The organism is Burkholderia sp. Bp8994, from assembly GCF_003853805.1.
In the GTDB taxonomy this organism is placed as follows: Bacteria; Pseudomonadota; Gammaproteobacteria; order Burkholderiales; family Burkholderiaceae; genus Burkholderia.
In genome coordinates this window covers 176,370-202,470 of the sequence record NZ_QTQH01000003.1, presented here as the reverse complement: position 1 = coordinate 202,470, position 26,101 = coordinate 176,370, and the positions used below count along the sequence as shown (strand labels likewise).

At 68.5% G+C, this 26,101-nt stretch carries 23 protein-coding genes; 8 read left to right on the top strand and 15 right to left on the bottom strand.

From position 1 onward, the window contains the following. Nucleotides 1-114: 114 nt before the first annotated feature. Both DIE04_RS04460 and DIE04_RS04455 read left to right on the top strand, forming a co-directional pair. On the top strand, nucleotides 115-1,020 hold the full coding sequence (locus DIE04_RS04460; protein WP_124486092.1) for an HTH-type transcriptional regulator ArgP: 906 nt from the start codon (nucleotides 115-117) through the stop codon (nucleotides 1,018-1,020). Between the two features lie 159 nt (nucleotides 1,021-1,179). Further along, complete coding sequence (locus DIE04_RS04455) at nucleotides 1,180-1,392, top strand: DUF1059 domain-containing protein (protein ID WP_044848500.1); 213 nt, start codon at nucleotides 1,180-1,182, stop codon at nucleotides 1,390-1,392. Between the two features lie 112 nt (nucleotides 1,393-1,504). On the opposite strand, the gene ltaE is transcribed toward DIE04_RS04455, so the two are convergent. After that, entirely contained in the window at nucleotides 1,505-2,518 is a 1,014-nt protein-coding gene (gene ltaE, locus DIE04_RS04450; protein WP_124486091.1) for a low-specificity L-threonine aldolase, read from the bottom strand. Nucleotides 2,519-3,065: 547 nt separating this feature from the next. Between ltaE and DIE04_RS04445 the strand changes: the two genes are divergently transcribed. Genes DIE04_RS04445 through DIE04_RS04435 form a run of 3 tightly spaced genes read left to right on the top strand, consistent with a single transcriptional unit; the run spans nucleotide 3,066 to nucleotide 5,675 of the window. After that, complete coding sequence (locus DIE04_RS04445; RefSeq protein ID WP_124486090.1) at nucleotides 3,066-4,487, top strand: cytochrome ubiquinol oxidase subunit I; 1,422 nt, start codon at nucleotides 3,066-3,068, stop codon at nucleotides 4,485-4,487. A 29-nt stretch (nucleotides 4,488-4,516) separates the two neighbouring features. After that, the gene (gene cydB / locus DIE04_RS04440; protein WP_124486089.1) at nucleotides 4,517-5,524 is read left to right on the top strand and encodes a cytochrome d ubiquinol oxidase subunit II; all 1,008 of its coding nucleotides are present in this window, start codon (nucleotides 4,517-4,519) and stop codon (nucleotides 5,522-5,524) included. Then, entirely contained in the window at nucleotides 5,496-5,675 is a 180-nt protein-coding gene (locus DIE04_RS04435) for a hypothetical protein (RefSeq protein WP_044848496.1), read from the top strand. The genes cydB and DIE04_RS04435 overlap by 29 nt, the downstream gene beginning before the upstream one ends. A 105-nt stretch (nucleotides 5,676-5,780) precedes the next feature. Here the strand turns inward: DIE04_RS04435 and DIE04_RS04430 are convergent, their stop codons facing one another. The 8 genes from DIE04_RS04430 to DIE04_RS04395 all read right to left on the bottom strand — a co-directional run bounded on the left by DIE04_RS04430 (nucleotide 5,781) and on the right by DIE04_RS04395 (nucleotide 12,381). Then, nucleotides 5,781-6,068 (bottom strand): helix-turn-helix domain-containing protein, encoded by a 288-nt coding sequence (locus tag DIE04_RS04430; protein WP_044848495.1) that lies wholly within the window; start codon nucleotides 6,066-6,068, stop codon nucleotides 5,781-5,783. Nucleotides 6,069-6,082: 14 nt separating this feature from the next. Beyond that, nucleotides 6,083-7,399, bottom strand: a complete 1,317-nt coding sequence (locus DIE04_RS04425; RefSeq protein WP_124486088.1) for a type II toxin-antitoxin system HipA family toxin — start codon at nucleotides 7,397-7,399, stop codon at nucleotides 6,083-6,085. A gap of 120 nt (nucleotides 7,400-7,519) precedes the next feature. Continuing rightward, complete coding sequence (locus DIE04_RS04420; protein ID WP_044848494.1) at nucleotides 7,520-7,714, bottom strand: YqaE/Pmp3 family membrane protein; 195 nt, start codon at nucleotides 7,712-7,714, stop codon at nucleotides 7,520-7,522. Nucleotides 7,715-7,999: 285 nt separating this feature from the next. Further along, a complete protein-coding gene (locus DIE04_RS04415) occupies nucleotides 8,000-8,455 on the bottom strand; it encodes a TIGR00725 family protein (RefSeq protein WP_124486164.1) in 456 nt (151 codons plus the stop codon). Between the two features lie 70 nt (nucleotides 8,456-8,525). Then, nucleotides 8,526-9,356, bottom strand: coding sequence for an ABC transporter permease (locus DIE04_RS04410; RefSeq protein ID WP_124486087.1), 831 nt, complete (start codon nucleotides 9,354-9,356; stop codon nucleotides 8,526-8,528). A gap of 10 nt (nucleotides 9,357-9,366) precedes the next feature. Then, on the bottom strand, nucleotides 9,367-10,455 hold the full coding sequence (locus tag DIE04_RS04405; RefSeq protein WP_124486086.1) for an extracellular solute-binding protein: 1,089 nt from the start codon (nucleotides 10,453-10,455) through the stop codon (nucleotides 9,367-9,369). Between the two features lie 35 nt (nucleotides 10,456-10,490). Continuing rightward, complete coding sequence (locus DIE04_RS04400) at nucleotides 10,491-11,522, bottom strand: ABC transporter ATP-binding protein (protein ID WP_124486085.1); 1,032 nt, start codon at nucleotides 11,520-11,522, stop codon at nucleotides 10,491-10,493. Nucleotides 11,523-11,529: 7 nt separating this feature from the next. After that, the gene (locus tag DIE04_RS04395) at nucleotides 11,530-12,381 is read right to left on the bottom strand and encodes an ABC transporter permease (RefSeq protein ID WP_124486084.1); all 852 of its coding nucleotides are present in this window, start codon (nucleotides 12,379-12,381) and stop codon (nucleotides 11,530-11,532) included. Between the two features lie 162 nt (nucleotides 12,382-12,543). Between DIE04_RS04395 and DIE04_RS04390 the strand changes: the two genes are divergently transcribed. Then, the gene (locus tag DIE04_RS04390) at nucleotides 12,544-13,440 is read left to right on the top strand and encodes a LysR family transcriptional regulator (protein ID WP_044845028.1); all 897 of its coding nucleotides are present in this window, start codon (nucleotides 12,544-12,546) and stop codon (nucleotides 13,438-13,440) included. Nucleotides 13,441-13,519: 79 nt separating this feature from the next. On the opposite strand, the gene DIE04_RS04385 is transcribed toward DIE04_RS04390, so the two are convergent. Then, entirely contained in the window at nucleotides 13,520-15,196 is a 1,677-nt protein-coding gene (locus tag DIE04_RS04385) for an alkaline phosphatase family protein (protein WP_124520065.1), read from the bottom strand. Between the two features lie 303 nt (nucleotides 15,197-15,499). On the opposite strand from DIE04_RS04385, the gene DIE04_RS04375 reads away from it, so the two are divergent. Then, nucleotides 15,500-15,721: a hypothetical protein gene (locus DIE04_RS04375; protein WP_185500307.1), complete on the top strand. Its 222-nt coding sequence runs from the start codon at nucleotides 15,500-15,502 to the stop codon at nucleotides 15,719-15,721. Between the two features lie 65 nt (nucleotides 15,722-15,786). Here DIE04_RS04375 and DIE04_RS04370 read toward each other — a convergent pair whose 3' ends face one another. Then, a complete protein-coding gene (locus DIE04_RS04370; protein ID WP_124486081.1) occupies nucleotides 15,787-19,617 on the bottom strand; it encodes a DUF748 domain-containing protein in 3,831 nt (1,276 codons plus the stop codon). Between the two features lie 152 nt (nucleotides 19,618-19,769). Then, nucleotides 19,770-21,209, bottom strand: coding sequence for a DUF1254 domain-containing protein (locus DIE04_RS04365; RefSeq protein ID WP_124486080.1), 1,440 nt, complete (start codon nucleotides 21,207-21,209; stop codon nucleotides 19,770-19,772). A 379-nt stretch (nucleotides 21,210-21,588) separates the two neighbouring features. On the opposite strand from DIE04_RS04365, the gene DIE04_RS04360 reads away from it, so the two are divergent. After that, nucleotides 21,589-24,453 (top strand): heavy metal translocating P-type ATPase, encoded by a 2,865-nt coding sequence (locus tag DIE04_RS04360; RefSeq protein WP_124520067.1) that lies wholly within the window; start codon nucleotides 21,589-21,591, stop codon nucleotides 24,451-24,453. A 61-nt stretch (nucleotides 24,454-24,514) separates the two neighbouring features. Here DIE04_RS04360 and DIE04_RS04355 read toward each other — a convergent pair whose 3' ends face one another. The 3 genes from DIE04_RS04355 to DIE04_RS29665 all read right to left on the bottom strand — a co-directional run bounded on the left by DIE04_RS04355 (nucleotide 24,515) and on the right by DIE04_RS29665 (nucleotide 25,949). After that, a complete protein-coding gene (locus DIE04_RS04355) occupies nucleotides 24,515-24,751 on the bottom strand; it encodes a hypothetical protein (RefSeq protein WP_124520069.1) in 237 nt (78 codons plus the stop codon). Between the two features lie 427 nt (nucleotides 24,752-25,178). Further along, nucleotides 25,179-25,658 (bottom strand): N-acetyltransferase, encoded by a 480-nt coding sequence (locus tag DIE04_RS04345; protein ID WP_124486078.1) that lies wholly within the window; start codon nucleotides 25,656-25,658, stop codon nucleotides 25,179-25,181. 135 nt (nucleotides 25,659-25,793) lie between these two features. Beyond that, on the bottom strand, nucleotides 25,794-25,949 hold the full coding sequence (locus DIE04_RS29665) for a hypothetical protein (RefSeq protein WP_167359264.1): 156 nt from the start codon (nucleotides 25,947-25,949) through the stop codon (nucleotides 25,794-25,796). Nucleotides 25,950-26,101: the final 152 nt, after the last annotated feature.

Here is a 26,101-nt window from a genome sequence, read left to right as displayed (position 1 = left end):
CGCGCCACCGGCGTCGTTGCACGCGGCGAGACGTCACGCCGCATCCGGTCCGTCGCGCGTGCTGCCTTACACTACCGCCTGTTCTCGTCTTACGTTCACAAGAATTGCGTCGACATGTCTCTGACGATCGATCCGAAGCAAGCCGCCGCGCTGCTGGCCGTCGCCGATACCGGCAGCTTCGAGCAGGCCGCCGTGCGCCTGCACGTGACCGCGTCCGCCGTCACGCAGCGGGTCCGCGCGCTGGAGGCGAGCCTCGGCGCGCCGCTCGTGCTGCGCACGCGGCCGTGCCGGCCGACGGCGGCCGGGCAGCGCGTGCTGCAGCACCTGCGCCGCGTCGCGCTGCTGCAGGCCGACCTGCAAAGCACGCTCGCGACCGAGCGCGAATCGCCGATCTCGGTCACGATCGCGCTGAACTCCGACAGCCTCGGCACCTGGTTCCTGCCCGCATTGACGTCGGTGCTCGCGGGCGAGCGCATCCTGTTCGAGCTGATCGTCGAGGACCAGGACCACACGTTCGCGCTGCTCGAAAGCGGGATGGCCGTCGGCTGCGTGACGACCGAGCCGAAGCCGATGCGCGGCTGCGTCGCGACGCCGCTCGGCACGATGCGCTACCGGCTGCTCGCGGCCGCCGCGTTCGCGCTGCGCTGGTTTCCGCGCGGCCTGAACCGCACGGGCGCGCGCCATGCGCCGGTCGTCGCGTATTCGCGGCGCGACACGCTGCAGTCCTCGTTCCTGAAGGAGAAGTTCGGGTTGCCCGAAGGCGCGTATCCGTGCCACTACGTGCCGGGCACGCACGCGCATTTCGCGGCGGTGCGGCACGGGCTCGGCTACGCGATGGTGCCGGAGCCGCTGCTCGGCGGCACACCGCTCGACGCGCAGGGGCTCGTCGATCTCGCGCCGCTGCATCCGACCGACATCACGCTGTACTGGCACGCATGGACCGTGCAATCGCCGACGATGGCGTCGCTGTCCGCACGGGTGGTCGAAGCGGCGCGCCGGTTGCTCGCGCCGCTGCCGTGACGAACGGGTGATCGACACCGCCGGCGCGGCACGTCGCGCGGCATGCGTGGCCAAGAGAAACGCCGCCGCGCCGCCTATACTTTTTCCATCGGCCCCGCGAACGCGCCGCGCGGCCGATCACGCACATCCGGCCGTTCCCTTTTCCGTGAGGAGAACATCATGCCCCGCCGCTATATCGATTGCCGCGAGTTTCCCAGCGCGATGAATTGCTCGGTCGCAATTTCCGCCGACTCCGACGACGAACTGCTGGAGGCCGCCGTGCAACACGCGGTCTCGGTGCACCAGCACACCGACAGCGCCGAACTGCGCACGCAACTGAAAACACTGTTCCGCGACGGCACGCCGCCCGCCGACATGCTCCGGCAAGCGTAACCGCCGGCACGCCAGATATCGACAGACGGGCTGCATCGCCGCCCCCGTCGCTTCCTTGCTCCTGCTTCGCGCCACGACGCGCCGGCGCCCCCGCCGGCCGGCGCACTCGGCTTTACGTACGCCGCTGCGCGAAATACGCGCCGACCGCATCGATGAAGGTATCGATGTCCGCGCGCGACACGTCGCAGTGCGTGACGAAGCGCGACGCGTACAGCATCTGCGTGAGGATCCCGCGCGCCTTGAGCCATGCCTCGAGCGGCGCGCAATCGGCTTCGGGGAATTGCGCGAACACCATGTTCGTCGCATGCGACAGCACCTTCACCGGCTCGATGCGCGCGAGGCCTGCCGCGAGATGCGCGGCGTTCGCGTGATCGTCGGCCAGCCGCTCGACATTGTGGTCGAGCGCATACAGGCAGGCCGCCGCGAGAATGCCCGACTGCCGCATTCCGCCGCCCAGCACCTTGCGCCAGCGCTGCGCGCGCTCGACGAGCGCACGATTGCCGACCAGCACCGAACCGACCGGCGCGCCGAGCCCTTTCGAGAAGCAGATCGACACGGTATCGAACGGCGCGCACAGTTCCGCGATCGGACGGCCCGACGCGACGGCCGCATTGCACGCGCGCGCGCCGTCGAGGTGCGTGGCCAGCCCGCGGCTGCGCGCGAGCGCGACGGCTTCCTGCACATAGCCGTCCGGCAACACCTGGCCGCCGATCGTGTTTTCGAGCGCGAGCAGGCGCGTGCGGGCGAAGTGATTGTCGAGCGGCTTGATCGCCGCGGCGATCTTCGCGAGCGGCAGCGTGCCGTCGGGCGCGTTCTCGATCGGCTGCGGCTGGATGCTGCCGAGCACGGCCGCGCCGCCGCCTTCGTACTTGTAGGTGTGCGCGAGCTGGCCGACGATGTATTCGTCGCCGCGTTCGCAATGGGCCATCAGCGCGGCGAGGTTGCTCTGCGTGCCGCTCGGGAAGAACAGGCCGGCTTCCTTGCCGGCCCGCTCGGCCGCGACCGCCTGCAGGCGCAGCACGGTCGGGTCGTCGCCCCATACATCGTCGCCGACTTCGGCGGCAGTCATCGCGGCCAGCATCGCCTGGCTCGGACGTGTCACGGTATCGCTGCGTAAATCGATCATCTTCGTGCCCTGAGTGAACGCGGACCGGTACCGATGCGCCCGGCCCTGCCGAAACGAGACTCAGAGTGTACGCAATTCGCGCAGCGCTTGCCGATGCTTCGCGCCGGGCGAAAGCCACGTGACCGGGCGCCGCCGGTGCACGATCCGGATACAACCGGCACGACGCGACGCAGTCCACGCCGGCGCGGCATCGTCAACAACGCGGCGGCGGCCGGACACCCGGCATAGGCATCGGCATCGGCATAGGCCGCGCGTGCCAACGCGCGGCACCTTCGCGCACGCCGCATCGTTCCCGTGATGCGACGCGCCATATTGCCGCACGTGCGGCAGACCGCCACGCCACGACCGCCTGCGGCGCGCGCCGCGATCTTGATACGAATCAACGATTTATCTCGAAACCGCGCGCGCCGGGCTGGACATCTGCGACGAGTTGGCGCATTTCGCGGCGCAACATCGCGGCACATACTCCAGCCAACCCCGATGCCCCCTCCGGCCGGGGTCCGCCGGCACCCCGCCGGCGGGTATCGTCAAGCCTCGGTCAACTGGTATGGACACCGCATTTTCGGCCCTCGATCTGGCCCGCCTGCAATTCGCGTTCACCGTCTCCTTTCACATCGTCTTCCCGGCGCTGAGCATCGGCCTCGCCAGCTTCATCGCCGTGCTCGAATATCGCTGGCTGAAGACCGGCAAGCCGTACTACAAGACACTCTGCCTGTTCTGGTCGAAGATCTTCGCGGTCGCGTTCGGGATGGGCGTGGTTTCCGGCGTCGTGATGAGCTATCAGTTCGGCACCAACTGGTCGGGCTTCTCGAGCTTCGCCGGCTCGGTCACCGGCCCGCTGCTGATGTACGAGGTGATGACGGCGTTCTTCCTCGAAGCCGGCTTCCTCGGCATCATGCTGTTCGGCTGGAACCGCGTCAGCCCGCGCGCGCACTTCGGCGCGACGCTGATGGTCGCGATCGGCACGCTGATCTCGACGTTCTGGATCCTCGCGTCGAACAGCTGGATGCAGACGCCGCAGGGTTTCGAGATCGTCGACGGCCGCATCGTGCCGACCGACTGGTTCGCGATCGTCTTCAACCCGTCGTTCCCGTACCGCCTGTTCCACATGGCGATCGCCGCGTTCATCGTCGCCGCGCTGGTGGTGGCGGCGACGGGCGCGTGGCACCTGCTGAAGGGCCGCCGCGACAAGGGCGTGAAGAAGATGTTCTCGATGGCGCTGTGGCTGCTGCTGGTGCTCGCGCCGCTGCAGGCCGTGATCGGCGACCAGCACGGCATCAACACGCTGAAGCACCAGCCCGCGAAGATCGCCGCGATCGAAGGGCTGTGGGAAACCGAAAAGGGCGGCACGGCGCTCAACCTGTTCGGCATTCCGGACATGAAGGCCGAAACGACCCGCTACGCGGTCCAGGTGCCGCACCTCGGCAGCCTGATCCTCACGCACAGCTGGGACGGCGAGATCCGCGGACTGAAGGAATTCCGCCCCGAGGATCGTCCGAACTCGACGGTCGTGTTCTGGAGCTTCCGGATCATGGTCGGCCTCGGCTTCGCGATGATCGGCCTCGCCGCGCTCGCGTGGCTGCTGCGCCGCCGCGGCAGCCTGTATGAATCGAAGTGGTTCCAGCGCCTCGCGCTCGTGATGGGCCCGACCGGCTTCGTGTCGCTGCTCGCGGGCTGGGTGACGACCGAAGCGGGCCGCCAGCCGTGGGTCGTGTATGGCGTGATGCGCACCGCGCAGGCCGTGTCGCCGCTGTCGGTGCAGCAGGTCAGCCTGTCGATGATGACGTTCGTGATCGTCTACTTCCTCGTGTTCGGCACCGGCGTGTACTACATGCTGAAGCTGATGAAGGCCGGCCCCGCGCTGCCCGACGTCAAGCACGACGCGCGGCACGGCGAGCCCGACACGCGCCCCGATCACACCGCGCGCCGCCCGATGTCGGCCGTCGACGAGCTGATCGAGACCGTCTGAGCCCCCCACTTTCGCAAACGAGAAAACCTATGGACGTCACCGTAATCTGGGCCGCGATCATCGCATTGGGGCTCTTCATGTACGTCGTGCTCGACGGCTTCGACCTCGGCATCGGCATCGTCTTCCCGTTCTTCCCGGACGAGAAGGAACGCGACCTGATGATGAACACCGTCGCGCCCGTGTGGGACGGCAACGAGACGTGGCTCGTGCTCGGCGGCGCCGGGCTGTTCGCGGTGTTCCCGATCGTCTATTCGACGGTGCTGTCGGCGCTGTACCTGCCGCTGATCTTCATGCTGGTGTGTCTGATCTTCCGCGGCGTGTCGTTCGAGATCCGCGCGAAGGCGCGGCGCACGAAGCAGCTGTGGGATCTCGCGTTCATCGGCGGCTCGGCCGGCGCGACGCTGTTCCAGGGGATCGCGCTCGGCGCGTTCCTGCAGGGCATCGACGTGAAGGACGGCGTGTACGCCGGCGGCGCGTTCGACTGGCTCACGCCGTTCAGCCTGCTGACGGGCCTCGGGTTGATCGTCACGTACGCGCTGCTCGGCTGCTGCTGGCTCGTCGCGAAGACGGAAGGCGACCTGCAGCGGCGCCTGCATCGCGTCGTGTGGCCGCTGACCGTCGTGCTGCTCGGCTTCATCGCGGTCGTCAGCCTGTGGACGCCGCTGCAGGATCCGGCGGTCGCGCAGCGCTGGTTCGATTCGGGGCTGTTCTGGCGCCTGCTGCCGGTGCCGTTCCTGGTCGCCGGGTGCGCGGTGTGGATGCGTCGCGCGGTACGCAACCGGCACGACATGACGCCGTTCGTGCTCGCGCTGGCACTCGTGCTGCTCGGCTACGTCGGCCTGCTCGTCACGATGTTCCCGTATGCGATTCCTCAGACGATGACGATCTGGGAAGCGGCGGCGCCGCGGTCGAGCCAGACCTTCACGCTGGTCGGCGCAGCGGTTATCCTCCCGATCATCATCGCCTACACGACGATGGGTTACTGGGTATTCCGAGGCAAGGTGCGCCATGAAGACCAGCATTACTACCACCACTGATCCCGCCGCCCGCCGGCCCGACGCGCCGCGGCCGCGGATGCGCGGCTGGATGTGGTTCGTCGTCCTGTGGGCGGGCGGCGTGCTCGGCGCCGTCACGCTCGGCTATGCGTTCAAGATCTTCATGAACCTGACGCTGTTCGCGGTGAAGTAAAAGGCAGCGCGCCGGCCGGGCGATCGCGTCACGCGCGCGGCCCGGGCGCGGCGCGCATCGATCGCCCGATGGATGCGTGATCCGCTGCCTCTTCCTCCGCGTGCGTTATTGCGGCGCCCGCCGCACGACGCCGAGCTTCAATCCCAGCATGCCGAATATGCGGTTCATCGTCTGAACCGTCCCGTCGCTGCGGCCCTGCTCGATATCCTGAATCGTCTTTGTCGACACACCGGCGAGCTTCGCCATTTCGGCGCTCGTCAGCCGCATCGTCTGCTTCAGATGACGCACGGATTCGCGCAGCGACCACTCGGGATGCGCGAGAACGTCCTCGATCGCTTGCCGGCGCAACGCGAGCTGATCGGGAAGCGACATCGCGTTATAGCGTTTGTCCATCGTGTCGCCCTCGCCTAGCGCAGTGCATCCAGTTCGCGGGCGAGCCGCTCGATGCCCGGTTTCAGGAAAGCATGCACATCGTGCTCCAGTCCGAGATCGACACCCCGATCGGCGATCTCCTGCAAGCGCGGCGCCATTGCGTGCAGCCGTGCCCGCAATGCGTCGCGATCCAGCGCGGCATGCGCCTCCCCCGCCTGCGGCTCGCTCGACCGGACGACCGCATCGAGTACCCGCGCCCAGTCTGGCTGACCACCGTCATTTCCTTCCCAGCGGATGCGCCGTGCGATGCCGTCGGGGTGCAGATACATCGGTGCGAAGTCGTAAAGCGGCGTCAACGCAACGCGTCCATCGAAGTCGCGTTGCAATGCCGAGTTCCGTGCATGATTGTCTTTGTTCCCCAACGCGAGATTCGCGACGTCGCGGCACAGATACTCGGCCACCTCGGCTTGAGGATCCGTGCATCGGCGCACGAGATGCCCGCACACCTCGTCGTGACTCGGCACGACGCCGAAGCCGGCTTTTCCGGTCAGCGACGCAATACTTTCCTGAGCGAACCGGACAACGCTGCCACCAACGCGCGCGCGATCGAACCGCGGAATGAATAGCGACCGATCGCGCAGCGTCAGCGGCGCATGCACGCGCAATCCAAGACGCTGGGCCAATGCCATGTAGGGCGCTTCGTGACGAAGGATTTGTGCAAGACGCTCGTTCGTGCCACGTCCGAACTTGACGATGTAGTGCGCGACCGCGCGCGCATCGGGCAGCGTGTGATCGAGATAGAGCAGTCCGTCGTCGGCACGGGTCAGCAGCAGCTTCGGCCACTCGCCCTGCACACCCGAGGAGCCCGCGACGAAGAATCCATGTTCGGCAAGGTATTCGCTGAATGCGTCTCCGCGTGCGACAACGTCATCGTCGGTAAATCCTTGCCGCGGCCCCTGGCGCTCGGCGAGCCACTGCGCGGCTTCCTTGATCCGCAGATTGCCGATCGAGTTACCGGCTCCCGCGAGCAGCAACGGCCAGTCGGCACGCTCCTCGGCTGTTTCCGGCAGATCGAGGCGGCGCAACAACTCCTGACGGCCGAAGCCTTGCGGCAGCAAATCGATCAGGAAAGTCGGCCAATGGGGCGTCACCAGTGGCTCGAGATCGACCGGAAAACCGCATGCCATCGCGTGCGCATCGCGGGCGAATTGATGTCGAACGATCCATTCGACGTCGTAACCCGTACAGGCACGACTGCGCCAGCCCTCGTCAGGCTCGCCGAAAAGGGTGACGACGCCGATGTCGTGCCAAATACCATCGGCGTGGAGCTGGATCGTGCAGGAAGCGTTCATTTCAGCAGAAATCTATACAAATCATGCTGTTCATCGTAGCTGAATTATATAAATTTCTACCGAAATAGGAATCGAGCCCCTTGAACTCCGGAAGCAGCGGTCGAGGGAAACTGCCGCCGCTTACCGCCGCTCGCGCAGCGCCGCCTCGATCTTGCGATCGGTCTTGTACTGGCTCAGCGCATACACCGACCAGATCGCGGCCGGCAGCCAGCCGATGATCGTGAGCTGCAGGATCAGGCAGATCACGCCGGCGATCGGGCGGCCGATCGTGAAAAACTGGAACCACGGCAGCAAGAGGGCAAGCAGCAGACGCATCGGATTTCCTTTTTCGCATCGTTGAAGAACAGCGTACGCGGCCAATATGGCGCGTCACGCACCCCATTTCAAGCCGGCGCGCGCCCGGCACGCAGCCGACGCCCCGCGCCGGAACGTCCGCACCGCCCCGCCTTCTTCACCCGCCGGCCGCAAAAAAAAACGGCCCTCGCATCGCGCGAGAGCCGTATCGGAATCGCTGGAGAAGGTACTGCGCCGCGCCCGGAACATGTGCCGCATGCCGATCCGCACGCGCGTCCGCGTGTTCCCGTCAGCCGGGATGCCGACCTACGCCGAACCGGACAGCCATCGCGCAACCTGCGCGACGAGCGGATCCGCTTCGTCGAAACGCTCGACACCCGCCACCTGCGGCGCGTCGCAGATCGCGAACACCGGCTTGCCCCATTGCAGCCCCAGCGCGATTTCGGACAGCGTGCCGAGGCCGCCGCCGACCGCGATCAGGCACAGCGACGCGCGAGCGATCAGCGCGTTGCGCGTGATGCCGAGCCCGGTCGGCAGCACGACCGACAGGTACGGATTCGCGTCCCGCGCATCGTCCTCGGGCAGCAGCCCGATCGCGCATCCGCCTGCGGCCCGCGCGCCGCGCGCGGCCGCCTCCATCACGCCCTGCTTGCCGCCGCCGACGATCGCGATGCCCGTCGCCGCGATCGCGTGCGCGATCCGCTCGGCGACGGCGAGCTGCGCGTCGGTCGCGTCGCGCGGCCCGATCACGCCGACCGGCATCCGGTGCCGGCGTGCGCCGCGCTGTCGCTGTGCGAGCTGCGCCAGCGCGCCGCGCGTGTCGTCCGACCATTCAATGACGTCGTTGCCGTGCAAGTCCTTCCCCCAGTGCAAGAACGCAGGTGCAAAGCGCCGTCAGCACGATCGACAGTACGGCGGCCTGCGAGAAATCGGTCTGTCCGTCGGACAGCTTCAGGTACATCAGCAGCGGCAGGATGTTGACCTGCGTGCCGGCCAGCGCGAGCGCCGTGCCGTACGTGCCGAGCGCGATCGCACCGACGAGGCACCACGCCGACGCGATCGACGGCCACAGCTCGCGCCACGCGACGTCGAACCACGCGCGCCACGGCCGGGCGCCGAGCGTCAGCGCCGCCTCGAGCGGCCGCCGGTCGAGATTCGCGAGCGCCGGGTAGAGCATCAGCGCGACGCGCGGGATCAGGTAGTACGCGTAGGCGAACGCGAGCCCCGGCATCGTGTAGATCGCGCCGCCGACCACGGTCGGGTCCGCGCCGAGCGACGCCAGCAGCATCGTCACGAAGCCGGCGCGGCCGAACACGAGGATGAAGCCGTACGCGATCACGAGGCCGGAGAAGGCAAGCGGCACGCCGAGCAGCGCGAGCGACCAGCGGCGCCGCGCCGGCGACTGCCCGGCCAGCACGAACGCGACCGGCACGCCGACGGCGACCGACAGCGTGCCGGCGCCGATCGCGAGCGCCAGCGAGCGCACGATCGCGTCGGCGACGAGCGGATCGCCGAACACCGCGGCGAACGCACGGCCGCCGCCGTCGAACGCGGCGCCGACGAGCGCGGCGAGCGGCAGCACGAAGCACACCGCGAACAGCCCGGCCGCCGGCACCGCGCCGTAGCGGCGCAGGACGCCGCGCTGCATGGACGAAACCCGCATCGCGCGCCCCTTACTTGCCGAGCGTGGCCTGCGACCAGAGCTGGTCGACTTCGGCCTTGTGCGCCGCGGCCTTCGCGACGTCGAGCGGACGCACCTGCGGCGCGTTCGGCAGCTTCGCGGCGACATCCTGCGCCACCGGCGTGCCGGGTACGGCCGGACGCACGAAGCCCTGCGCGAACAGCCCCTGCCCGACGTCGCTCATCACGAGGTTGAGCCACAGCTGCGCGGCGGCCGGATTCGGGCCGTTCTTCACGAGACTCATCGCGTACGGCGCCGACACGCTGCCGTCCTGCGGAATCACGACTTCGGCCGCGTCACCCATGCCGTCCGCGTACTTGGCCTTGAGCCCGTCGTTCTCGTAGCCGATCAGGACCGGAATCTCGCCCTTGACGAATTTCGCGTACGGCGTCGTCCCCTCGACGCGCAGCACGTTGCCCGCCTGCTTGAGCTTGCCGAAGAAATCCGCGCCCGGCTTCGGGTTGTCGACGCTGCCGCCGTTCGCATAGGCGGCGGCGAACACGGCGACCTGCCCCTGCCCGGTCGAGCGCGGATCGAGATAGACGACCGCATTGCGATATTCGGGCTTCAGCAGGTCCGACCAGCGCTGCGGCACGTTCTTCACGAGCTTCTTGTTGACGAGCAGCGCGATGTTCAGCGAATGCACCGCGAACCAGCGGCCGTCGGCCGCGCGGAACACCGTGGGCAGCTTGTCGAAATTGACCGGCTTGAACGGCGCGACGACGTCCTTGGCCGTCGCATCGAGCGCCGACGCCGCGAAGTAGTACGCCGTGTCGGCCTGCGGGCGGCGGCGCGACTTGTCGAGCGCGACGACCGTGGCCGCCGAGCCGATGTCGTTGTACGTGATCTCGACCTTCGGGTAGCGCTTGCGGAATTCGGCGAACAGCGACTTCCAGTTCGCCCATTCCGGGCCCGTGTCGAACGACACGACGAGCCCTTCGTCGGCGGCCTTCTCGTACAGCGCGTCTTCGCCGGGATACAGCGGCGCGGCATGGGCCAGCGCCGGCGCGAGGGTCGCGAACGCGCAGAGCGCCAGCAGGCGGCGGCGCGTCGCATGAAGGAAATGGCGGCGTGCAGACATCGTGATTCTCCGTTGAATGAATGGGTCGCCCGCGCTCACGCGGCGGGCAGCACGAGCAGATGGCGCGGCTCGATCGACACGCAGCGCGCGGGCAGCTCGCGCCCTTCGCCGAGCAGTGCGTCGGTCGCGCCGGCCGGTACGAAGTCGAAGCGCTGGGTCGCGCCGAAGTAGCGCACCTCGCCGACCCGGCCGTCGATGCGGTTCGCGACGGACTCGGGCGGATCGGGCTGCAGGTGTTCCGGCCGGATCAGCACCTCGACCGGGTCGCCCGGCCGGTGCGCACCCGTATCCGCGCGCAGCGTCGTGAACCGCACGTCGACCGCGCCATGCGCGAGCACGCGGCCGCGCAGCAGCGTCGAATGGCCGACGAACCGCGCGACCTGCGCGGTCGCCGGACGCTCGTACAGGTCGCGCGGGGTGCCGGCCTGCAGCATGCGTCCGCCGTCGACGATCGCCACGCGATCGGCCATGCTGAGCGCTTCGTCCTGGTCGTGCGTGACGAGCAGCGTCGTCGCGCCGCATGCGCGCTGCAGCGCGCGGATCTCGTCGCGCAGCTGGTGGCGAATGCCGGCGTCGAGCGCCGCGAGCGGCTCGTCGAGCAGCAGCAGCTTCGGTTCGATCACGAGCGCGCGAGCCAGCGCGACGCGCTGCTGCTGCCCCCCGGACAGCAGCGCCGTGCTGCGCCCGGCCTGCGCGGCGAGGCCGACGCGTTCGAGCATCTCGAGCGCGCGGCGACGGCGCGGCGCCGCGGCCATGCCGCGCATCTTCAGGCCGTAGGCGACGTTGTCGACGACCGACAGGTTCGGAAACAGCGCGTAGTGCTGGAACACCATTCCGACCTCGCGCTGCCACACCGGCACGCCGGCCATGTCGCGGCCGCCGATCGCGATACGGCCGTCGTACCCGTCGAGCAGGCCGGCGGCGAGGCGCAGCAGCGTCGATTTGCCGGAGCCGCTGCGGCCCATCACGGCGAGCAGTTCGCCCTGGGCCGCGGACAGCGTGACCGCGTCGACGCCGTGACGGGCGCCCGGATACTGGAAGCTGACGTTTTCGAAATCGAGACTCATGACGGTTTCACTTCAGGCGTGGCACGGTGAGGACGGAGGCGAGCGTCGCGAGCACGGCAAGGACGAGCAGCACGACGGTGGCCGCGCAGGCCATCCCGGACGCGCCGTAGAACGCCTGCAGCAGCACGATCGGATAGTTGCGGTAACGGAAGCCCGCGATCAGGTTCGAGATCTGGAATTCGCCGATCGACAGCGCGGCGACCATCACGAGACCGGAAAACAGGCTGTGCCGCAGGTTCGGCAGCACGACCGTGAAGAACTGGCGCAGCGGCGTCGCGCCGAGCGTCGCCGCGCACGCCTCGAGATGCGCGAGCCCCAGGTGGCGCAAGTCGCTCAGCAGCGTCTGCAGCAGGTACGGCAGCGTCAGCACCGCGTGCGCGGCGATCATCAGCGGCAGCGTGCCGAGCCACGGCAGCGCATCGCCGCTGAAGATCGCGATGTAGCCGAACCCGAGTGTCAGCGCCGGCACCGCGATCGGCATCAGCATCACGATGCGCGCCGCGAAGCCGCGGCCGGCCAGTGCGCGGTGATGCAGCGCATAGGCGAGCGGCAGCGCCAGCACGGCATTGATCGCGCAGCAGGTGAGCGCGACGACGAGGCTCGTGCCGAATGCGCGGGTGAAGCTGCGATTCGCGGCCAGGTCCGCGAACCAGTGCGACGTGATGCCGGTCGGCAGCAGCGTGTTCGTCCACGACTGGCCGACCGAGCCGATCAGCAGCAGCACGATCGGCAACGCGAGGTACAGCCCGAAGACCGCGACGAGCGCCTGCAGCAGCAGGCGTCCCGCGATCGCGCGCGGCCGTTTGTTACGACGAATCGGAATAGCTTCGGCAAGGGCCGGAGCGGCTGGCGGATGCATGGCGAATCTCGCTGACGGACACGGAACGAGTCACGCAACGCCCGCCGGGCAGGGCCGGCACGCGTTGTCATGAAGGCCGCAGTGTGCGGATCCGACATGGCATCGTCATGAAAAAAACGTACAACGCCCGCATCGATCTGTGCGCGCAAGGAATAGTTCGCCGTGAAGCACCTGTTTCCCAACGTCGCGGAGCTGCACGCGTTCGCGACTTCCGTGAAGTACCTGAACTTCTCGTATGCGGCGCGCGAGCTCGGCCTGACGCCGAGCGCGGTCAGCCGGCAGATCGCGAATCTCGAGACGCTGTTCGGGGTGAAGCTGTTCGTGCGCGAGGGGCGCAATCTCGCGCTCACGCGGGCCGGGCAGGTTTATCACGCACGCGTGATCGGCCCGCTGCGCGAGATCGGCAACGCGTCGATCGAATTGCTGAGCGCGCGCGAGGACAGCGACCTGCTGACGATCGCAAGCGTGCCGACCTTCACGACGAAGTGGCTGGTGCCGCGCCTCGCGCGCTTTCTGGCCGGCGCGCCGGACGTCACGCTGAGTTTTCGCCGCCATCTCGCGCACGGCGACGTGTTTCCGTTCGGACTCGACGCGGCGATACGCTATGGCGACGGCGCATGGGAAGGCGTCCGCTGCGATTACCTGGACGGCCGCACGTTCGTGCCGGTCTGTTCCCGCGAATTCGCGGCGCGACATGCGCTGCGCACGCCCGCCGACACGGCCGCCGCGCCGCGGCTCGTGCATGAGCAGGCGGAAATCGCGTGGTCGCTCTGGGCGGAGCGCCACCGCGTCGCCCGGATGAACGCGCTGGCCGGGCCGCGCTTCGAACAGTATTCGGTGCTGATCCAGGCCGCGCAAGCCGGGCTCGGGCTCGCGCTCGTGCCGCGCTTCCTGATCGTCGACACGCTCGCGAGCGGCGCGCTCGTCGAACCGTTCGACGCGCCCGTCGACGTCGATGCGCAGGGGCACTACCTGTGCTATGCGCCGGAGCGCCTGGAGACGAGTGCCGCGTTGCGGCGCTTCAGGGAATGGATCCTCGGCGCATGCGCGGAGCGCTGAGCGTGCCCGGCATGGCCGGGCACGCCCGGACGGCACGGCGGCGCCGGTAACACGGCGCCGTGCCGCCCGTGCCGTTGCGTCAGTGGTCGATGCCGAGCCCCGGCAGCACGTGCGTGTTCTCGGCCACGACCGCGTGCAGCAGCTTCGGTTCGGCGCCGAGCAGCCCGAGGATCGTCGGCGCGACCTGCTTCGTGCCGACCACATCGCTCACGGTACGCGCACGATGGAGGCCCGGGTACGACACGAGCAGGCCGAGGTGGCTGTCGTCAGGCGCGTTGCCGCCGTGTTCCTCGTCCTTCTTCGTGCTCGACGTGTAGATCACGCCCGGATTCGGCTGGACGATGATGTCCGGCGTGCGGCCGTTGGCCGGATCGCCGAACCGGTCGGCCAGCGCCGCGCCGTACAGGATGGATGCCTGCGGGCCGTCGGCGCAGATCCCCGGCGCGTTGCAGCCGAGGTTCGACTTCAGCGTCTGCACCACGGCCGCGCGCTGGCTGCGGTCGCGCAGCCAGATCAGGCCGACGTCGTCGGTCTGCACGAAGCCCGTGCCGACCAGGCCCGAACCGTCGTTCAGGTTGCCCGTCGTCGTGTTGTTCTGGCCGAAGTTGCCGTTCGGGTCGACGTAGTTGTTCGCTTCGAGCAGCTTCGTCAGCGTGTCGCCGTTCTTCACGAGCTTCGTGTGATCGGTCGGCGACTGGCCGTGCTTCGCCGTGACGATCACGGCCGTCGACGTGTACAGGTTGCGCTGCTTCAGCTCGGCGACGATGCGGCCGATCGAGTTGTCGACGTACGTGATCGCGTTCGCGACCTGGCCGTTCGGCGTGAAGTTCGCGTCGAGGTAGCCGCCGCCCTTCGCGACCGGCGCCTTCTGCGCGACGCTCAGCGTCTGGAAGTTGGCGCCGAACAGCGTCGGCACCGGCGCGTTCTTCGTGCCCGTCGAATCGCGGCCGTCGATCTGGTTGACCAGCGCCTGCACGTGCAGGTTGTCGAAGCGCGCCGTGTGCGAATAGACGTCGGTATAGGCGGTGTTCGTCGCCGGGTCGATCGAGTTGATCTCGGTGCGCATCAGATCGTCGACGCCGGTGCCCGACGGGCCGTTCAGCCAGTCGTAGCCCCACGCGTGCTTGTCCGCCCACGCGGTGTAGGCGTTCGGCACGCCGGCCTTGACGGCCTCGAACACCGTGTTGGTCTTCACGTAGTTGTGCGGATAGACCGGCACGCACTGGCCGTCGACCTTCGCATGCGGAATCGCCTGCGGATTGAATGCGCCGCCGCCGTCGAGGTGCACGAGCGCGCCGCCGTTGAACGCATCGATGCCGGTCGTCTCGTCGAACACGACGTTCCAGCCCTGCTTGCCCGAGCAGGTCGTGTCGCTCGGCGCGTACAGGTTGCGGTCGTACGACACGTCGTAGAACAGGCCGGCCGTCTTCGGCGAGCCGCCCGTCACGAGCGCGGCGAGCCCCGGGAACGAGTCCGACAGGCCGGGCGTGTAGGCGTTCGTGTACGTGACGCCGCTTTGTGCGAGCACGGCGAGGTTCGGACACGTGTTCGCGCCGATGCAGCGTGCGAGATCCTGCTCGTGCAGCCCGTCGACGCTGATCAGCAGCACGTGCTTCACGACACGCCGGCCGTGGCCGGCGTCATCGCCCTGGCTGTTGCCGTCCTGCTGCGCCGCGTAGGCGCCGGCGCTTGCGAGCGCCAGCGCGCCCGCCACCATCACCGCCATTTTTCGTTGCTTAGCGAACCTGGAAATCATCACCCCACCTCATCGATTGACGTTGAACTGCGTGACCTGCCATCAGGCGCGCAAAATATCGCCGCGCCGTGGGGCGCTCGCGTGAAGCGGGGCTTTCTGTTTTCTGTCAAACGTAACCAATCGCAAGTGACACGACGCGGTCGCAAAACGAGGCGACCCGGCGCACGCCGCGACGTGTGCGCGCGAGGTTCGCACCGGGTCGGTGCATCGGGCGCGCCGTCGCCCGCCGCGCGAATTTTTTTCACGCTTGGCGTATGACTATTGGCGTGTGATAAAGGGTTTTCCCTGACCCGGAGCACGAGTATGTCGACCCTGGAAGCTCTCCGGTTCGTGCTGGACGATGCACGCACCCCCGAAATCATTCGCCACCACGTCGTCGACGCGCTGCAGTACGCGTTGCGCAACTACGGCCAGGTGTTCACCGCGAAGGAAGTCGAATGGCTCACGCATTGGGACGATGCGCGCCTGCCGCTGGCCGCGAGGAAGGAACTGGACAAGCGCGAACCGGCGATCGAGGTGCGCTGACGGGAAGCGCGCCGCCGCGCCCGATTGCCGATCGGACGCGGCGGCGGCGGATGAGGGCGTAACGCTTACTGCAGGCCGAAGTCGACGCGCGTCGTCGCGCCCTTGTCCTCGATGCCCTTCGCATCGAGCTTCGGCGCCACGACGAACATGCGGCTCGCATCGATCTTGCCGTCGAGGTACTGGCGCACGGCCTGCGCGCGCTGCTGCGCGAGCGCGCGCAGCGCGTTGTCGTCGGCCGGCGCGTGATCGGCGAGCGCCTGCTTCATGTCCGCATCGGGCAGCGTCTTCTGCAGGCCGATCAGGTTGCGCGGCTTCTTGAAGTCGGCGTCCTTGTAGGCGCGCGTCAGGTACTTGGTGTACTCGGCCGGCTCGACCTTCACCGACATCGGATCGATGCTCTCGCCCTGGCCGACCACGTCCTTCAGCTTCTGCTGGCGGACCAGCCGTTCGACGTACGCGTCGCGCAGCCCCGGCGTATCCTTCGCCGGATCGACGCGGCCGATCAGGTCCAGCCGGATCGACGGCTTCTCGGTCAGCATCTTCACGACGGTATCGAGCTTCTTCTGCTGCGCGTCGGTCAGCTCGTACGCGCCCGGCGCGAACTCGACGTAGCCGAGATCCTCGCCGCCGCTGCCGCCGAACGCATTCGCGAGCAGCGTGAACGGCGACGTGACGGCCTTCGCGATCAGGTTCAGCACCGCGCGCCAGATCAGCCCGCCGACGCTGAACTCCGGATTCGACAGCGAGCCCGACACCGGCAGGTTCACGTCGATCTGGCCGCGCGTGTTCTTCAGGAGCGAGATCGCGAGCTTCACCGGCAACTTGGTCGCCGTGTCGTTTTCGACGTGATCGCCGAACGTGAGCTGATCGATGAAGATGTGGTTGTTCGCCTGAAGCTGGTCGTTCGCGAGCTGGTAGTGCAGGTCGACGTTGAGCTTGCCCTTCGTGATCGGGTAGCCGGCGTACTTCGCCGAATACGGCGTCAGGTTGGTCAGTTCGATGTCGTGCGCGGTCGCCGTGAGATCCAGCGCGGGCTTGTCGATCAGCGGGTTCACCGAGCCCTTGATCGAGATCGGTCCGTTGCCCGCGAGGTTCGCGGCGACGTCGACCGGCGCGGACGTCGTCGAGTCAGTGCCGAACGCGCCGACCGTCCCCTTGATCGCGACCAGGTTCGCCGTGTAGTTCGGCTTGATGAAGTTGTCGGTGTAGGTCACGCGGCCGTCCTGCAGCAGGAGCTCGCCGAAATGCATGCGCACCGGATTCTGCGGCGGCGGCGCGGCCTTCACGACGACCGTCGCCGATGCGGCGGCCGGCGCCGACGCCTGCTGCGCGGCCGCGGCCGACGAGGCCTGCGCGGCGGCGGCCGGCGGCGTCATGCCCGGCGACAGCGGCACCGGTTCGGGCTTGCTCGCGTCGCGCGTCAGCGACTGCGCGGGGCCCGTCTCCTTCGCGACGACGTCCTTCAGGTTCAGCCGACCCTGCGCATCGAGCAGCACGCGGCCGTAGAAGTTCGAGAACGTCACGCGCGCGGCGTCGACGTCGGTGCCCTTCTCGTCGTGGTTCACCTTCAGGTTCGACAGCGCGAGCGAGCGCCAGCCGGCGAACGGGTCGGACGTCGCCTTGTCGAGCATCCGCACGTCGACCAGCGCGACATCGCCGCGATAGGTCGCGCGCGGCGTGTCCTTCACCTGCGCGAACGTCAGGTTGCCCTGCGCGTTGAGCAGCGCGCTCGCGATGGTCGCGTTCAGCGCGCTGCCGAAGTACGGCTCGAACGCGGCCGCGTCGAGGCGGTTGCCGTTGATCTTCAGGCCGAGCTTCAGCGGCTGCGCGGTCACGTCGCCCGACACGTTCACCGAGCCCTTGCGGTTCAGCGTCGCCTTCAGCTGCACCGGCAGCGGCTTCGTCAGGTCGTCGCTGATCTTCTGCACCGACAGGTCGAGCGGCTTGATCGCGAGCTTCACCGGGCGCGGCGTCGACAGGTCCGTGAAGTTCGCGGACGATTCCTTCACGTTCAGCGCGTCGATCCGGTAATGCCACGACGGCGCGGCCGCCGCGGCCTTGCGCGCGACCGTGCGCCTGGGCACCGCCGCCTGCGCGGGTTCGGCCAGCGCCGCCAGGTCGATCTTGCCGTCCTTCAGGCGCTTCACGTCGAGCGCGAGCCCGGTCGCGTCGACGCTCGCGATTTCCGCGCTGCGCGCGGCGACGTCGACCTTCGTGATCTTCGCGCTCGCGTCGGGCAGCACGATCGCGGGCGCCTTCGCGTCCGGCGTCGCGAGCTTCAGCGACTTCAGGCTCACCGTGCTGTCGGCGACCTGCGCGTCGAGCGGCGTCTTGCCCCAGTCGGCCTTCGCGTTGACGCTCGCGCCGAGCGTGCCGTCGAGCACGCGCGCGCGGGTCGCCTCGCCGAGATACGGCTGCAGCGCCGGCAGCGCGAGCGCATCGACCGTCAGCTTCGTGTCGGCCTGCTTCGCCGCCAGGCTGAACGCGCCTTCGGCCTTCAGGTCGCCGCCGCGCGACAACGACGTCGACAACGTGTATTTCGCGGGCGTCTTGCCCTGCAGCGTGAAGCCGTCGAGCGTCGCGGCCAGCTTCGTCAGCGACAGCGCGGTCGGCGTCGCCGGCACGCGGTCGTCGACGTTGATCGTGCCGCCGTCGATCGCGAAATGACGGATCGTCAGATCGAGCGGCGGCGCTTCCTTCGCGACGGCTTCGGCCTTCGCGCCGCTCGCGGCGGCGACGGCGGCGGCTTCGCTCGATGCGGCGGCACCCGATGCGGCAGCGGCCGGCTTGCCGGCGGCCGGCTTGCCGGCGGCCGCCTTCGGCGCGGCAGACGGCTGGCCGGCGAGCTTCTCGACGTTCAGCACGCCCTGCTTGTCGCGCGCCAGGTCGACGACCGGCTGGTCGAGCCGGATCTCGTCGAAATGCAGCACGTTGCGCAGCGGCTCGAGGCCGGCGGCCGCGACGTGCACGCCGCGCGCGGCGAACAGCGGCGCGGACGCGCGGTCGGTCACCTTCGCGTCGTTGAGATCGACGGTGCCCGACACGCGCAGCGCGGGTGTGTCGCCGCTCATCACGAAGTGCAGCTTCAGGTCGCTGCTCAGGAGGCCGCTCGTGACGATCACCGGCAGCTTCGCCGGCGCGTACGAAATCAGCTTCGGCACGTCGAGCCGGTCGAACGTCAGCGCGACTTCCGACTCGCGCGACTGCGCAAACGGCTTCGTCCTGCCGTCGATCGCGATCGGGCTGCCGTCGAACCGCGCGCGCAGCTTCGGCTGCACGAAGATGTCGGTCTTCGACGGCAGCGTCGCGATGAACGGGATGCCGAGCATCCAGTTGTCGACCACGTGCTTTTCGTTCAGCAGGCGGTCGTCGAAGTCGATCCGGCCGTCGTTGACCTGGATGTTCGACACCGAGAAAAGTGTCGGCTTGCTTTCGGGTTTGGACGGCGTCGAGAACTTCTCGATCAGGTCGGTGAAGTTGAAGCGCTGCGCGTCGTAACGGACGATATGGAAGCGCGGCGAGTCGACGCGCACTTCGTTGACGATCGGCGCGCCGCGGAACAGCGACGACCACGACGGCCTGACGACGAGCTTGCCGATGTCGATGAAGTCGCCCTGGCCGCCGCGCTCGCCGACGTGCACGCCGTCGGCTTCGAGGTTCAGCGTGTACGGGTTCAGCGCGACGCGCTGGACCGTGGACGGCCGGCCGAGCTGCTGGCTCAGTTGCTGTTCGGCGATGTGGCGGATCAGCGGCGGCGCCGCGAAGAACCCGAGCAGTCCGAATAAAACGAGGAAGATCAACACGCCAAGGCCGATACGCCGGGTCCGGCGCGAGCGTGCAACGCCGCCGAGGGCATGGAGGGTCGAGGGTACGGTTTCTTTGTCTGCGCTTGCCATGCTTGGATGCCTCGGGAATGGATGCCTGGCCGCGCCGGAAAACCGGCACGGCCGTGCACGCTATCCCGAAAGTATAGGCTCAGGTGGTAACGGAACGACGTTCGGGCGCGGCCGCCGCGCCCGCGGATCGGACAGCGGCGGCGCCCGTCGGTTCATTTCCGGACGACGACGGGCGGCATCCACGAGCCGTCGCTCGCTTGCGGCTTCGGCGCGTACAGCCGCAGCGCGAGCGCGAAATCGGTGCGCGGCGCCGGCAGCCAGTTGGCCGCATGCGTGCCGCCCGGCGATGCCGACACGACCACGTCGATCGAGCCGTCGTGGTTGCGACGCAGCCGGTCGCGGTCGCCGAGCGAGCGGCGCGCCGAGCCGACGTCGGGCAGCGCACCGTTCGTCGCGTACGGCGTGAGCGTCCAGAACCCGCGCACCGGCGGCAGCGCGCCCGGCGCGAAGTGCAGCACGTAGCGGTTCGCGCCGTTCAGCGCATGGCCGTCGCTGTCGACGCGCACGAACGCGAGCGTTTCGTCGTCGCGCGTCGCGGTGCCGAACTGCGTGTAGGCCGCGTACGCGCGCAGCGTGTAATCCTGACCGTACTTGCCGGCCGTGTCGCCGATCCAGCTCCAGCCGTTCGCGTTGAGCAGGTTCGACGGCGGTGTCGCGAGCCGCGCGCGCGCCTCGGCGACGCCGGCCGTCGCGGCGTTCAGGCGATCGCCCGTCCACAGCACCGGGTAGCCGGCCGTCACGCCGATGTCGTTCAGCTGCTCTTGCGCGTGCGCATCGTCGGCCGGCGCCGGGTTGTCCTGCAGCGCCCGCGCAAAGCGCGTGAAGAACGCCTTCGGGTCGAGCGCGGCCACCTGCTCGGCCGGCGTGCCGCCGCTCGCCGCTTCCGACGGCGCGCTGCCCGCATGGACCGCGACCGACGCGCCGCGCGCACTGCCCGTATAGACGGACAGCGGCACCACGCGGATCGTCCGCTGCAGTTTCTTCACGTTCGTGAGGTCGCGCCCGCCACTCGTCTGCAGCCGCACTTCGAGCCACGCGTTGGCCGACGGCACGTCGATCCGCAATGCGCCCTTCGGCAGCGTGCCCTGCCAGTCCTTCGCGGCGAAGGCAATCGTTTGCGCTCGCACGGCGCCGCGAGCGCCACGCGCCGCCACGCTCGACGCCGACCACAGCACGTTCGTCCACATGTCGAGCGCGCGGGCATCCCAGTAACGGCCGCGGGTGTCCGGCAGCGTCACGATCACCGGCTCGGCGCCGACGTCGAGCCAGCCGGTCGAGTCGAGCGTGTCGACGCCCGGCAGCGGCGGGTTCAGCGCGCCGACGGGCGGCAGCGCCTGCGCGTGACGCAGCGTGTTGAGCGGCGCCTGGCCCGGCTGAGCGCCGTCGCCGCCCGTCGCGGCTTCCTTCGCGACGTCCATCAGCACGAGCGGATACGCGTATACATAAGAGTCGGCCACTTCGGCGCGCATCCAGCCGGTTTTCCGCTGGATCGCATCCGGTTGCGACGCGCATCCTGCCAGCAGCATCGCCAGGGCCAGCGACGCGCCTGCCGCGCGCCGCAGAGAAATTGATTCTCGTAGGTTTTCAATCATTGAGTACTGGCCGAATATCGTTCTTGTCAGTCAACGCCTTGTTCGACTCACGATCGACGAAGGCAAGGCACCCCAGCCTGCCCGGTCGCCGCTTCGCCGGGCGGACGCTGATGTCAGGCCGGTATCATAGCGCCTGAGGGCATCCCCCAATATGCCGAATAACGGGCGCAGCAGTAGCCGGCCTGTCGTCAGCCTGAATCTCCGCTGATCCGGCCCCTTGTACGAAGCGGTCCGCCGCCTGCGCTGGCCGGGCATGACAGGCGAGAATGCGTTGGCCGTCGACACGATCCTGTATTGCATCCCCCCTTGACCTTCCCATCATGGGAATGTTGATACTGACATCACTCGCGGCTCGATCCGCGCTCCTGGGGAATCCGACATGACTGAACCACTCGCCTCCGCAGCCCTGCAAACGGTCGAACTGACCGTCGACGGCATGCATTGCGGCGGCTGCACCGGCCGTGTGCAACGTGCGCTGGCTGCGGTGCCGGGCGTCGTCGAGGCCGCGGTCGATCTCGACGCGCATGCGGCCACGGTCACCGCGCATGATGCGGTCACGCCGGCGCAGCTCGTCGACGCGGTCGGCGCCGCCGGCTATCGCGCTGCCGTGCGCGAAGCGACGAGCGCAGCCCCGGCGGCCTCGCCCGCGGGGCACGCGACGCGCGTCGCAGCACCGCCGGTAACGGCAACGGCATCGCCCGCCACCGCCACCGCCACCGCCACCGCCACCGCCACCACGATCGAACTCGATATCGACGGCATGACCTGCGCGTCGTGCGTGTCGCGCGTGGAGAAAACGCTCGCGAAAGTGCCGGGCGTCACGCGCGCAACGGTCAACCTCGCGACCGAACGCGCGACGGTCGACGCCGCAGCGGACGTTTCCGCGTCGCAACTGGCGGATGCCGTCAGGCAGGCCGGCTATGGTGCGACGCCGCTCGCGCCGGATACCGCCGCCCTCCCTGCCCCGTCCGCGTCTCCGGCATCCGCCAGCCTCGAACTCGCCATCGACGGGATGACCTGCGCGTCATGCGTGTCGCGCGTCGAAAAGGCGCTGGAGAAGGTGCCGGGCGTCACGCATGCGTCGGTCAATCTCGCGACCGAACGCGCATCGGTGCATGGCACCGGCGCGCTCGACGCCGCCACGCTGATCGCGGCGGTCACGACGGCCGGCTATCGGGCGTCGCTCGCCGCCTCGCCGGACGCGGGCGCCTCGACCGACGCCACCGCCCGCGCCGGCACCGGCGCCGCCGCGCAAGCCCCCGACGCCCGCAAGCAACGCGAAGCGATCCGCGAGCGCAATCTCGTGATCGGCTCGGCCGTGCTGAGCGCGCCGCTCGTCGTGCCGATGCTCGTCGCGCCGTTCGGTTTCGACGCGATGCTGCCCGGCTGGCTGCAGCTCGTGCTCGCGTCGATCGTCCAGTTCGGCTTCGGCGCGCGCTTCTACCGCGCCGCCTGGCATGCGGTGAAGGCACGCACGGGCAACATGGACCTGCTCGTCGCACTCGGCACGTCGGCCGCGTTCGGCCTGAGCCTGTGGATGCTGCTGCGCGACCCCGCGCACCCCGGCCACCTGTATTTCGAGGCATCGGCCGTCATCGTCACGCTGGTGCGCTTCGGCAAATGGCTCGAAGCGCGCGCGAAACGCCAGACGACGGAGGCGATCCGCGCGCTGAACGCGCTGCGTCCGGACCGTGCGCGCGTCGTCGAGCACGGTGTCGAACGCGACGTGCCGCTCGCGCAGGTGCGCGTCGGCACGACCGTCAGCATCCGTCCCGGCGAGCGCGTGCCCGTCGACGGCCGGATCGTGTCGGGCCGCTCGCACGTCGACGAATCGCTGATCACCGGTGAAAGCCTGCCGGTGCCGAAGGACGACGGCGACTCGGTCACGGCCGGGTCGATCAACGGCGAAGGCGCGCTCGTCGTCGAAACCACCGCGATCGGCGCGGAAACGACGCTCGCACGCATCATCCGCCTCGTCGAATCCGCCCAGGCGGAGAAAGCGCCGATCCAGCGGCTCGTCGATCGCGTCAGCGAAGTGTTCGTGCCGGCGATCCTCGGCATCGCCGTGCTGACGCTGATCGGCTGGCTGATCGCCGGCGCCGGCACCGAAACGGCGATCCTCAACGCGGTCGCGGTGCTCGTCATCGCGTGCCCGTGCGCGCTCGGCCTCGCGACGCCCGCGGCGATCATGGCCGGCACCGGCGTCGCGGCCCGCCACGGCGTGCTGATCAAGGACGCCCAGGCGCTCGAACTCGCGCAGCGTACCACCGTGATCGCGTTCGACAAGACCGGCACGCTGACCGAAGGCAAGCCATCCGTGACGGCGTTCGACGCCGTCGGCATCCCGCGTGAGCAGGCGCTCGCGCTCGCGGCCGCGGTCCAGCGGCAAAGCGATCACCCGCTCGCGCGCGCGGTAGTCGCCGCACACGATGCGGACGTCTTGGCCCGCGGCGGCGGCGCGGGCTCGGCCGAGATCGTCGCGGCCGATGCGCGCGCGGTGGCCGGACGCGGCGTCGAAGCGCGTGTCGACGGGCAGCTTCTCGCACTCGGCAGCACCCGCTGGCGCGACGAACTCGGCATCGTCGTGCCGCCCGAACTCGACGCGCGTGCCGCGGAACTCGAACGCGCGGGCAACACGATTTCGTGGCTGATGCGCGCCGATGCGCCGCGTGCGCTGCTCGCGCTGATCGCGTTCGGCGACACCGTGAAGCCCGGCGCGCGCGACGCGGTCGCGGCCCTGTCGGCACGGGGCGTCGCGAGCGTGCTCGTGACGGGCGACAACCGCGGCAGCGCCACGGCCGTCGCGGCGACGCTCGGGATCGGCGAAGTGCATGCGCAGGTGCTGCCCGACGACAAGGCACGCGTGGTGGCCGAACTGAAGCGGACGCACGGCGGAATCGTCGCGATGGTCGGCGACGGGATCAACGACGCGCCCGCGCTCGCCGCGGCCGATGTCGGCATCGCGATGGCCACCGGCACCGACGTCGCGATGCACACGGCCGGCATCACGCTGATGCGCGGCGACCCGGCGCTCGTCGCCGATGCGATCGACATCTCGAAGCGGACGTACCGGAAGATCCAGCAGAACCTGTTCTGGGCGTTCGTCTACAACCTGATCGGCGTGCCGCTCGCGGCGCTCGGCTGGTTGAATCCGGTGATCGCGGGGGCAGCGATGGCGTTTTCCAGCGTCAGCGTCGTGACGAATGCGTTGCTGCTGAGGAGATGGAAAGGGCGGGCGCGATGAGCCGGCGCGGCGCGAAAACGGGCGGGACTGCAACCCGCACGCTCGCCGCCGCGCGCAGGATTCAACGGCTTCGACGAATCCAGAAACAATACGCGCCGATCGCGACCAGCATTGCGCCATCGACAATACCCAGCAACGGGAGCGGATTCGTCCACTTGTCCATATTGGTCGTCCGCGCGTAGTAGGGTGGTCCGTCGCCGTATGCCTCTTCGAGATTGATCGCGTTGAACGCAAAAACGAGCAGGATCGAAATCAGCAGCGCCACACCAATCAAGATATGCAACGGGCGTTTTCGCATGTCAGTATTGAATCGTCAGTGGAACGTAGCACTCGGGCGCGTCCTTCGTCGCCGCCTCGATGTCTCGATGTCTCGATGTCTCGAACGACATTTTCCATTCCGGAATGAAGATTGATGCATCCGGCGGATCCCGCGTTCGTGCCGCCATGGATGAAGAATCCACCGCGACCGAACGCTCGGGTTCCGGGCATGACATGAATGGTCAGTCGGTGATCGCCCCATGCTGCGTATGAGTACGCCAAACTGTTGGCCCGCTCATCATAGGATCCACACTGGATTTCGGTTGCCATGCAGGTTGGGCGCCCCGCGTTCAAAAGACCAAATCGGGCTCGCGGGCCCGTCCAGAGCGCGCCACGGCCCACGCGTGTGCTTACGTCAAATCGTGTCGAAACGAAAACGTTGCGCCTGCGGTGTCGAATCTTCGTCGTTAGCCAGAGACGACCGGCTTGATCAGCGTCGTCGTGATCGGCGCGAAGCCGCACGCCCGATACAGCGCACGGGCAGCCGTGTTGTGATTGAACACCGACAGCCCGATCTCGGTGACGCCATGGCGGCGTGCCTCGGCCTCCAGCGCATCGAGCGCGCGTGTGGCCCAGCCCTGGCGGCGCCGTGACGGGACGATGTCGAGGTCGTAGATGAACAGCGTGCGGTTCGGCCCTTCGGGCACGATCGCGTACCAGAGATCGCCGACCGTGTCGCCGCTGGCAGCGTCGATCAGTTGGACGAGTGTCTGGCCGGAAGTGAGCAGGCCGTCGGGCAGCAGCGTATCGAAGCAGGCGCGGGCGCGGCTCGCCGCGTCGTCGGCCGCATTCTGCCCGGACGACACGAGATCGCGCGCGTAGCCGTCGATGGCGCGCGTGCGGTATGCGTGGAATTCACCGGCCGTCATCGGCCGCATCTGCAGCATGGCCCGGGTGTCGCGAGGGAAGTCGGACTTCCAGTGTAGCGGGACGGTCACACCGGCGCGCGATGCGACGGCGGAAAGCGGGCAGGCAGTTGCAGCGAGCGCTGCGCCGGATCAGCGAATCAGCGAATCAGCGAATCAGCGACGATACAGGACGATCGGCACGAGATTCGCACGACGCACGCGCTCGGCTTCGGCGCGACGCGCAGCGTACGAATATTCCGCGTCGAGCGGCAGGTGCGGGGAGACGAACAGGTCGTCGATCTTTTGCAGCAGGGCAAGAATGAAGCTCATGTGAGACTCCTGACAGATGGCTCTAGGGTTTTCCCTTAGATCGACTTCATTCTAAGGGTTTTCCCTGAACTCTGCCAGCGCGCCGCATCAGTTTGCCGCACCCGTGCAACCGCCAACGGTCGGTCTCCCGCGACGCGCCTTGCCAGGCCGGG

Excerpts from the sequence above, each read along its gene's own strand:
- cydB (WP_124486089.1), top strand. The coding sequence starts at position 4,517 with ATGGACGTCACCGTAATCTGGGCCGCGATCATCGCATTGGGGCTCTTC.
- DIE04_RS04435 (WP_044848496.1), top strand. The coding sequence starts at position 5,496 with ATGAAGACCAGCATTACTACCACCACTGATCCCGCCGCCCGCCGGCCC.
- DIE04_RS04395 (WP_124486084.1), bottom strand. The coding sequence starts at position 12,381 with ATGCATCCGCCAGCCGCTCCGGCCCTTGCCGAAGCTATTCCGATTCGT.
- DIE04_RS04345 (WP_124486078.1), bottom strand. The coding sequence starts at position 25,658 with ATGCTGCAGATGCGGCCGATGACGGCCGGTGAATTCCACGCATACCGC.
- DIE04_RS04370 (WP_124486081.1), bottom strand. The coding sequence starts at position 19,617 with ATGGCAAGCGCAGACAAAGAAACCGTACCCTCGACCCTCCATGCCCTC.
- DIE04_RS04420 (WP_044848494.1), bottom strand. The coding sequence starts at position 7,714 with ATGCGTCTGCTGCTTGCCCTCTTGCTGCCGTGGTTCCAGTTTTTCACG.
- DIE04_RS04360 (WP_124520067.1), top strand. The coding sequence starts at position 21,589 with ATGACTGAACCACTCGCCTCCGCAGCCCTGCAAACGGTCGAACTGACC.
- DIE04_RS04375 (WP_185500307.1), top strand. The coding sequence starts at position 15,500 with ATGTCGACCCTGGAAGCTCTCCGGTTCGTGCTGGACGATGCACGCACC.
- DIE04_RS04455 (WP_044848500.1), top strand. The coding sequence starts at position 1,180 with ATGCCCCGCCGCTATATCGATTGCCGCGAGTTTCCCAGCGCGATGAAT.
- DIE04_RS04430 (WP_044848495.1), bottom strand. The coding sequence starts at position 6,068 with ATGGACAAACGCTATAACGCGATGTCGCTTCCCGATCAGCTCGCGTTG.
- DIE04_RS29665 (WP_167359264.1), bottom strand. The coding sequence starts at position 25,949 with ATGAGCTTCATTCTTGCCCTGCTGCAAAAGATCGACGACCTGTTCGTC.
- DIE04_RS04355 (WP_124520069.1), bottom strand. The coding sequence starts at position 24,751 with ATGCGAAAACGCCCGTTGCATATCTTGATTGGTGTGGCGCTGCTGATT.
- DIE04_RS04385 (WP_124520065.1), bottom strand. The coding sequence starts at position 15,196 with ATGATTTCCAGGTTCGCTAAGCAACGAAAAATGGCGGTGATGGTGGCG.
- ltaE (WP_124486091.1), bottom strand. The coding sequence starts at position 2,518 with ATGATCGATTTACGCAGCGATACCGTGACACGTCCGAGCCAGGCGATG.
- DIE04_RS04405 (WP_124486086.1), bottom strand. The coding sequence starts at position 10,455 with ATGTCTGCACGCCGCCATTTCCTTCATGCGACGCGCCGCCGCCTGCTG.
- DIE04_RS04415 (WP_124486164.1), bottom strand. The coding sequence starts at position 8,455 with ATGCCGGTCGGCGTGATCGGGCCGCGCGACGCGACCGACGCGCAGCTC.
- DIE04_RS04400 (WP_124486085.1), bottom strand. The coding sequence starts at position 11,522 with ATGAGTCTCGATTTCGAAAACGTCAGCTTCCAGTATCCGGGCGCCCGT.
- DIE04_RS04410 (WP_124486087.1), bottom strand. The coding sequence starts at position 9,356 with ATGCGGGTTTCGTCCATGCAGCGCGGCGTCCTGCGCCGCTACGGCGCG.
- DIE04_RS04425 (WP_124486088.1), bottom strand. The coding sequence starts at position 7,399 with ATGAACGCTTCCTGCACGATCCAGCTCCACGCCGATGGTATTTGGCAC.
- DIE04_RS04365 (WP_124486080.1), bottom strand. The coding sequence starts at position 21,209 with ATGATTGAAAACCTACGAGAATCAATTTCTCTGCGGCGCGCGGCAGGC.
- DIE04_RS04460 (WP_124486092.1), top strand. The coding sequence starts at position 115 with ATGTCTCTGACGATCGATCCGAAGCAAGCCGCCGCGCTGCTGGCCGTC.
- DIE04_RS04445 (WP_124486090.1), top strand. The coding sequence starts at position 3,066 with ATGGACACCGCATTTTCGGCCCTCGATCTGGCCCGCCTGCAATTCGCG.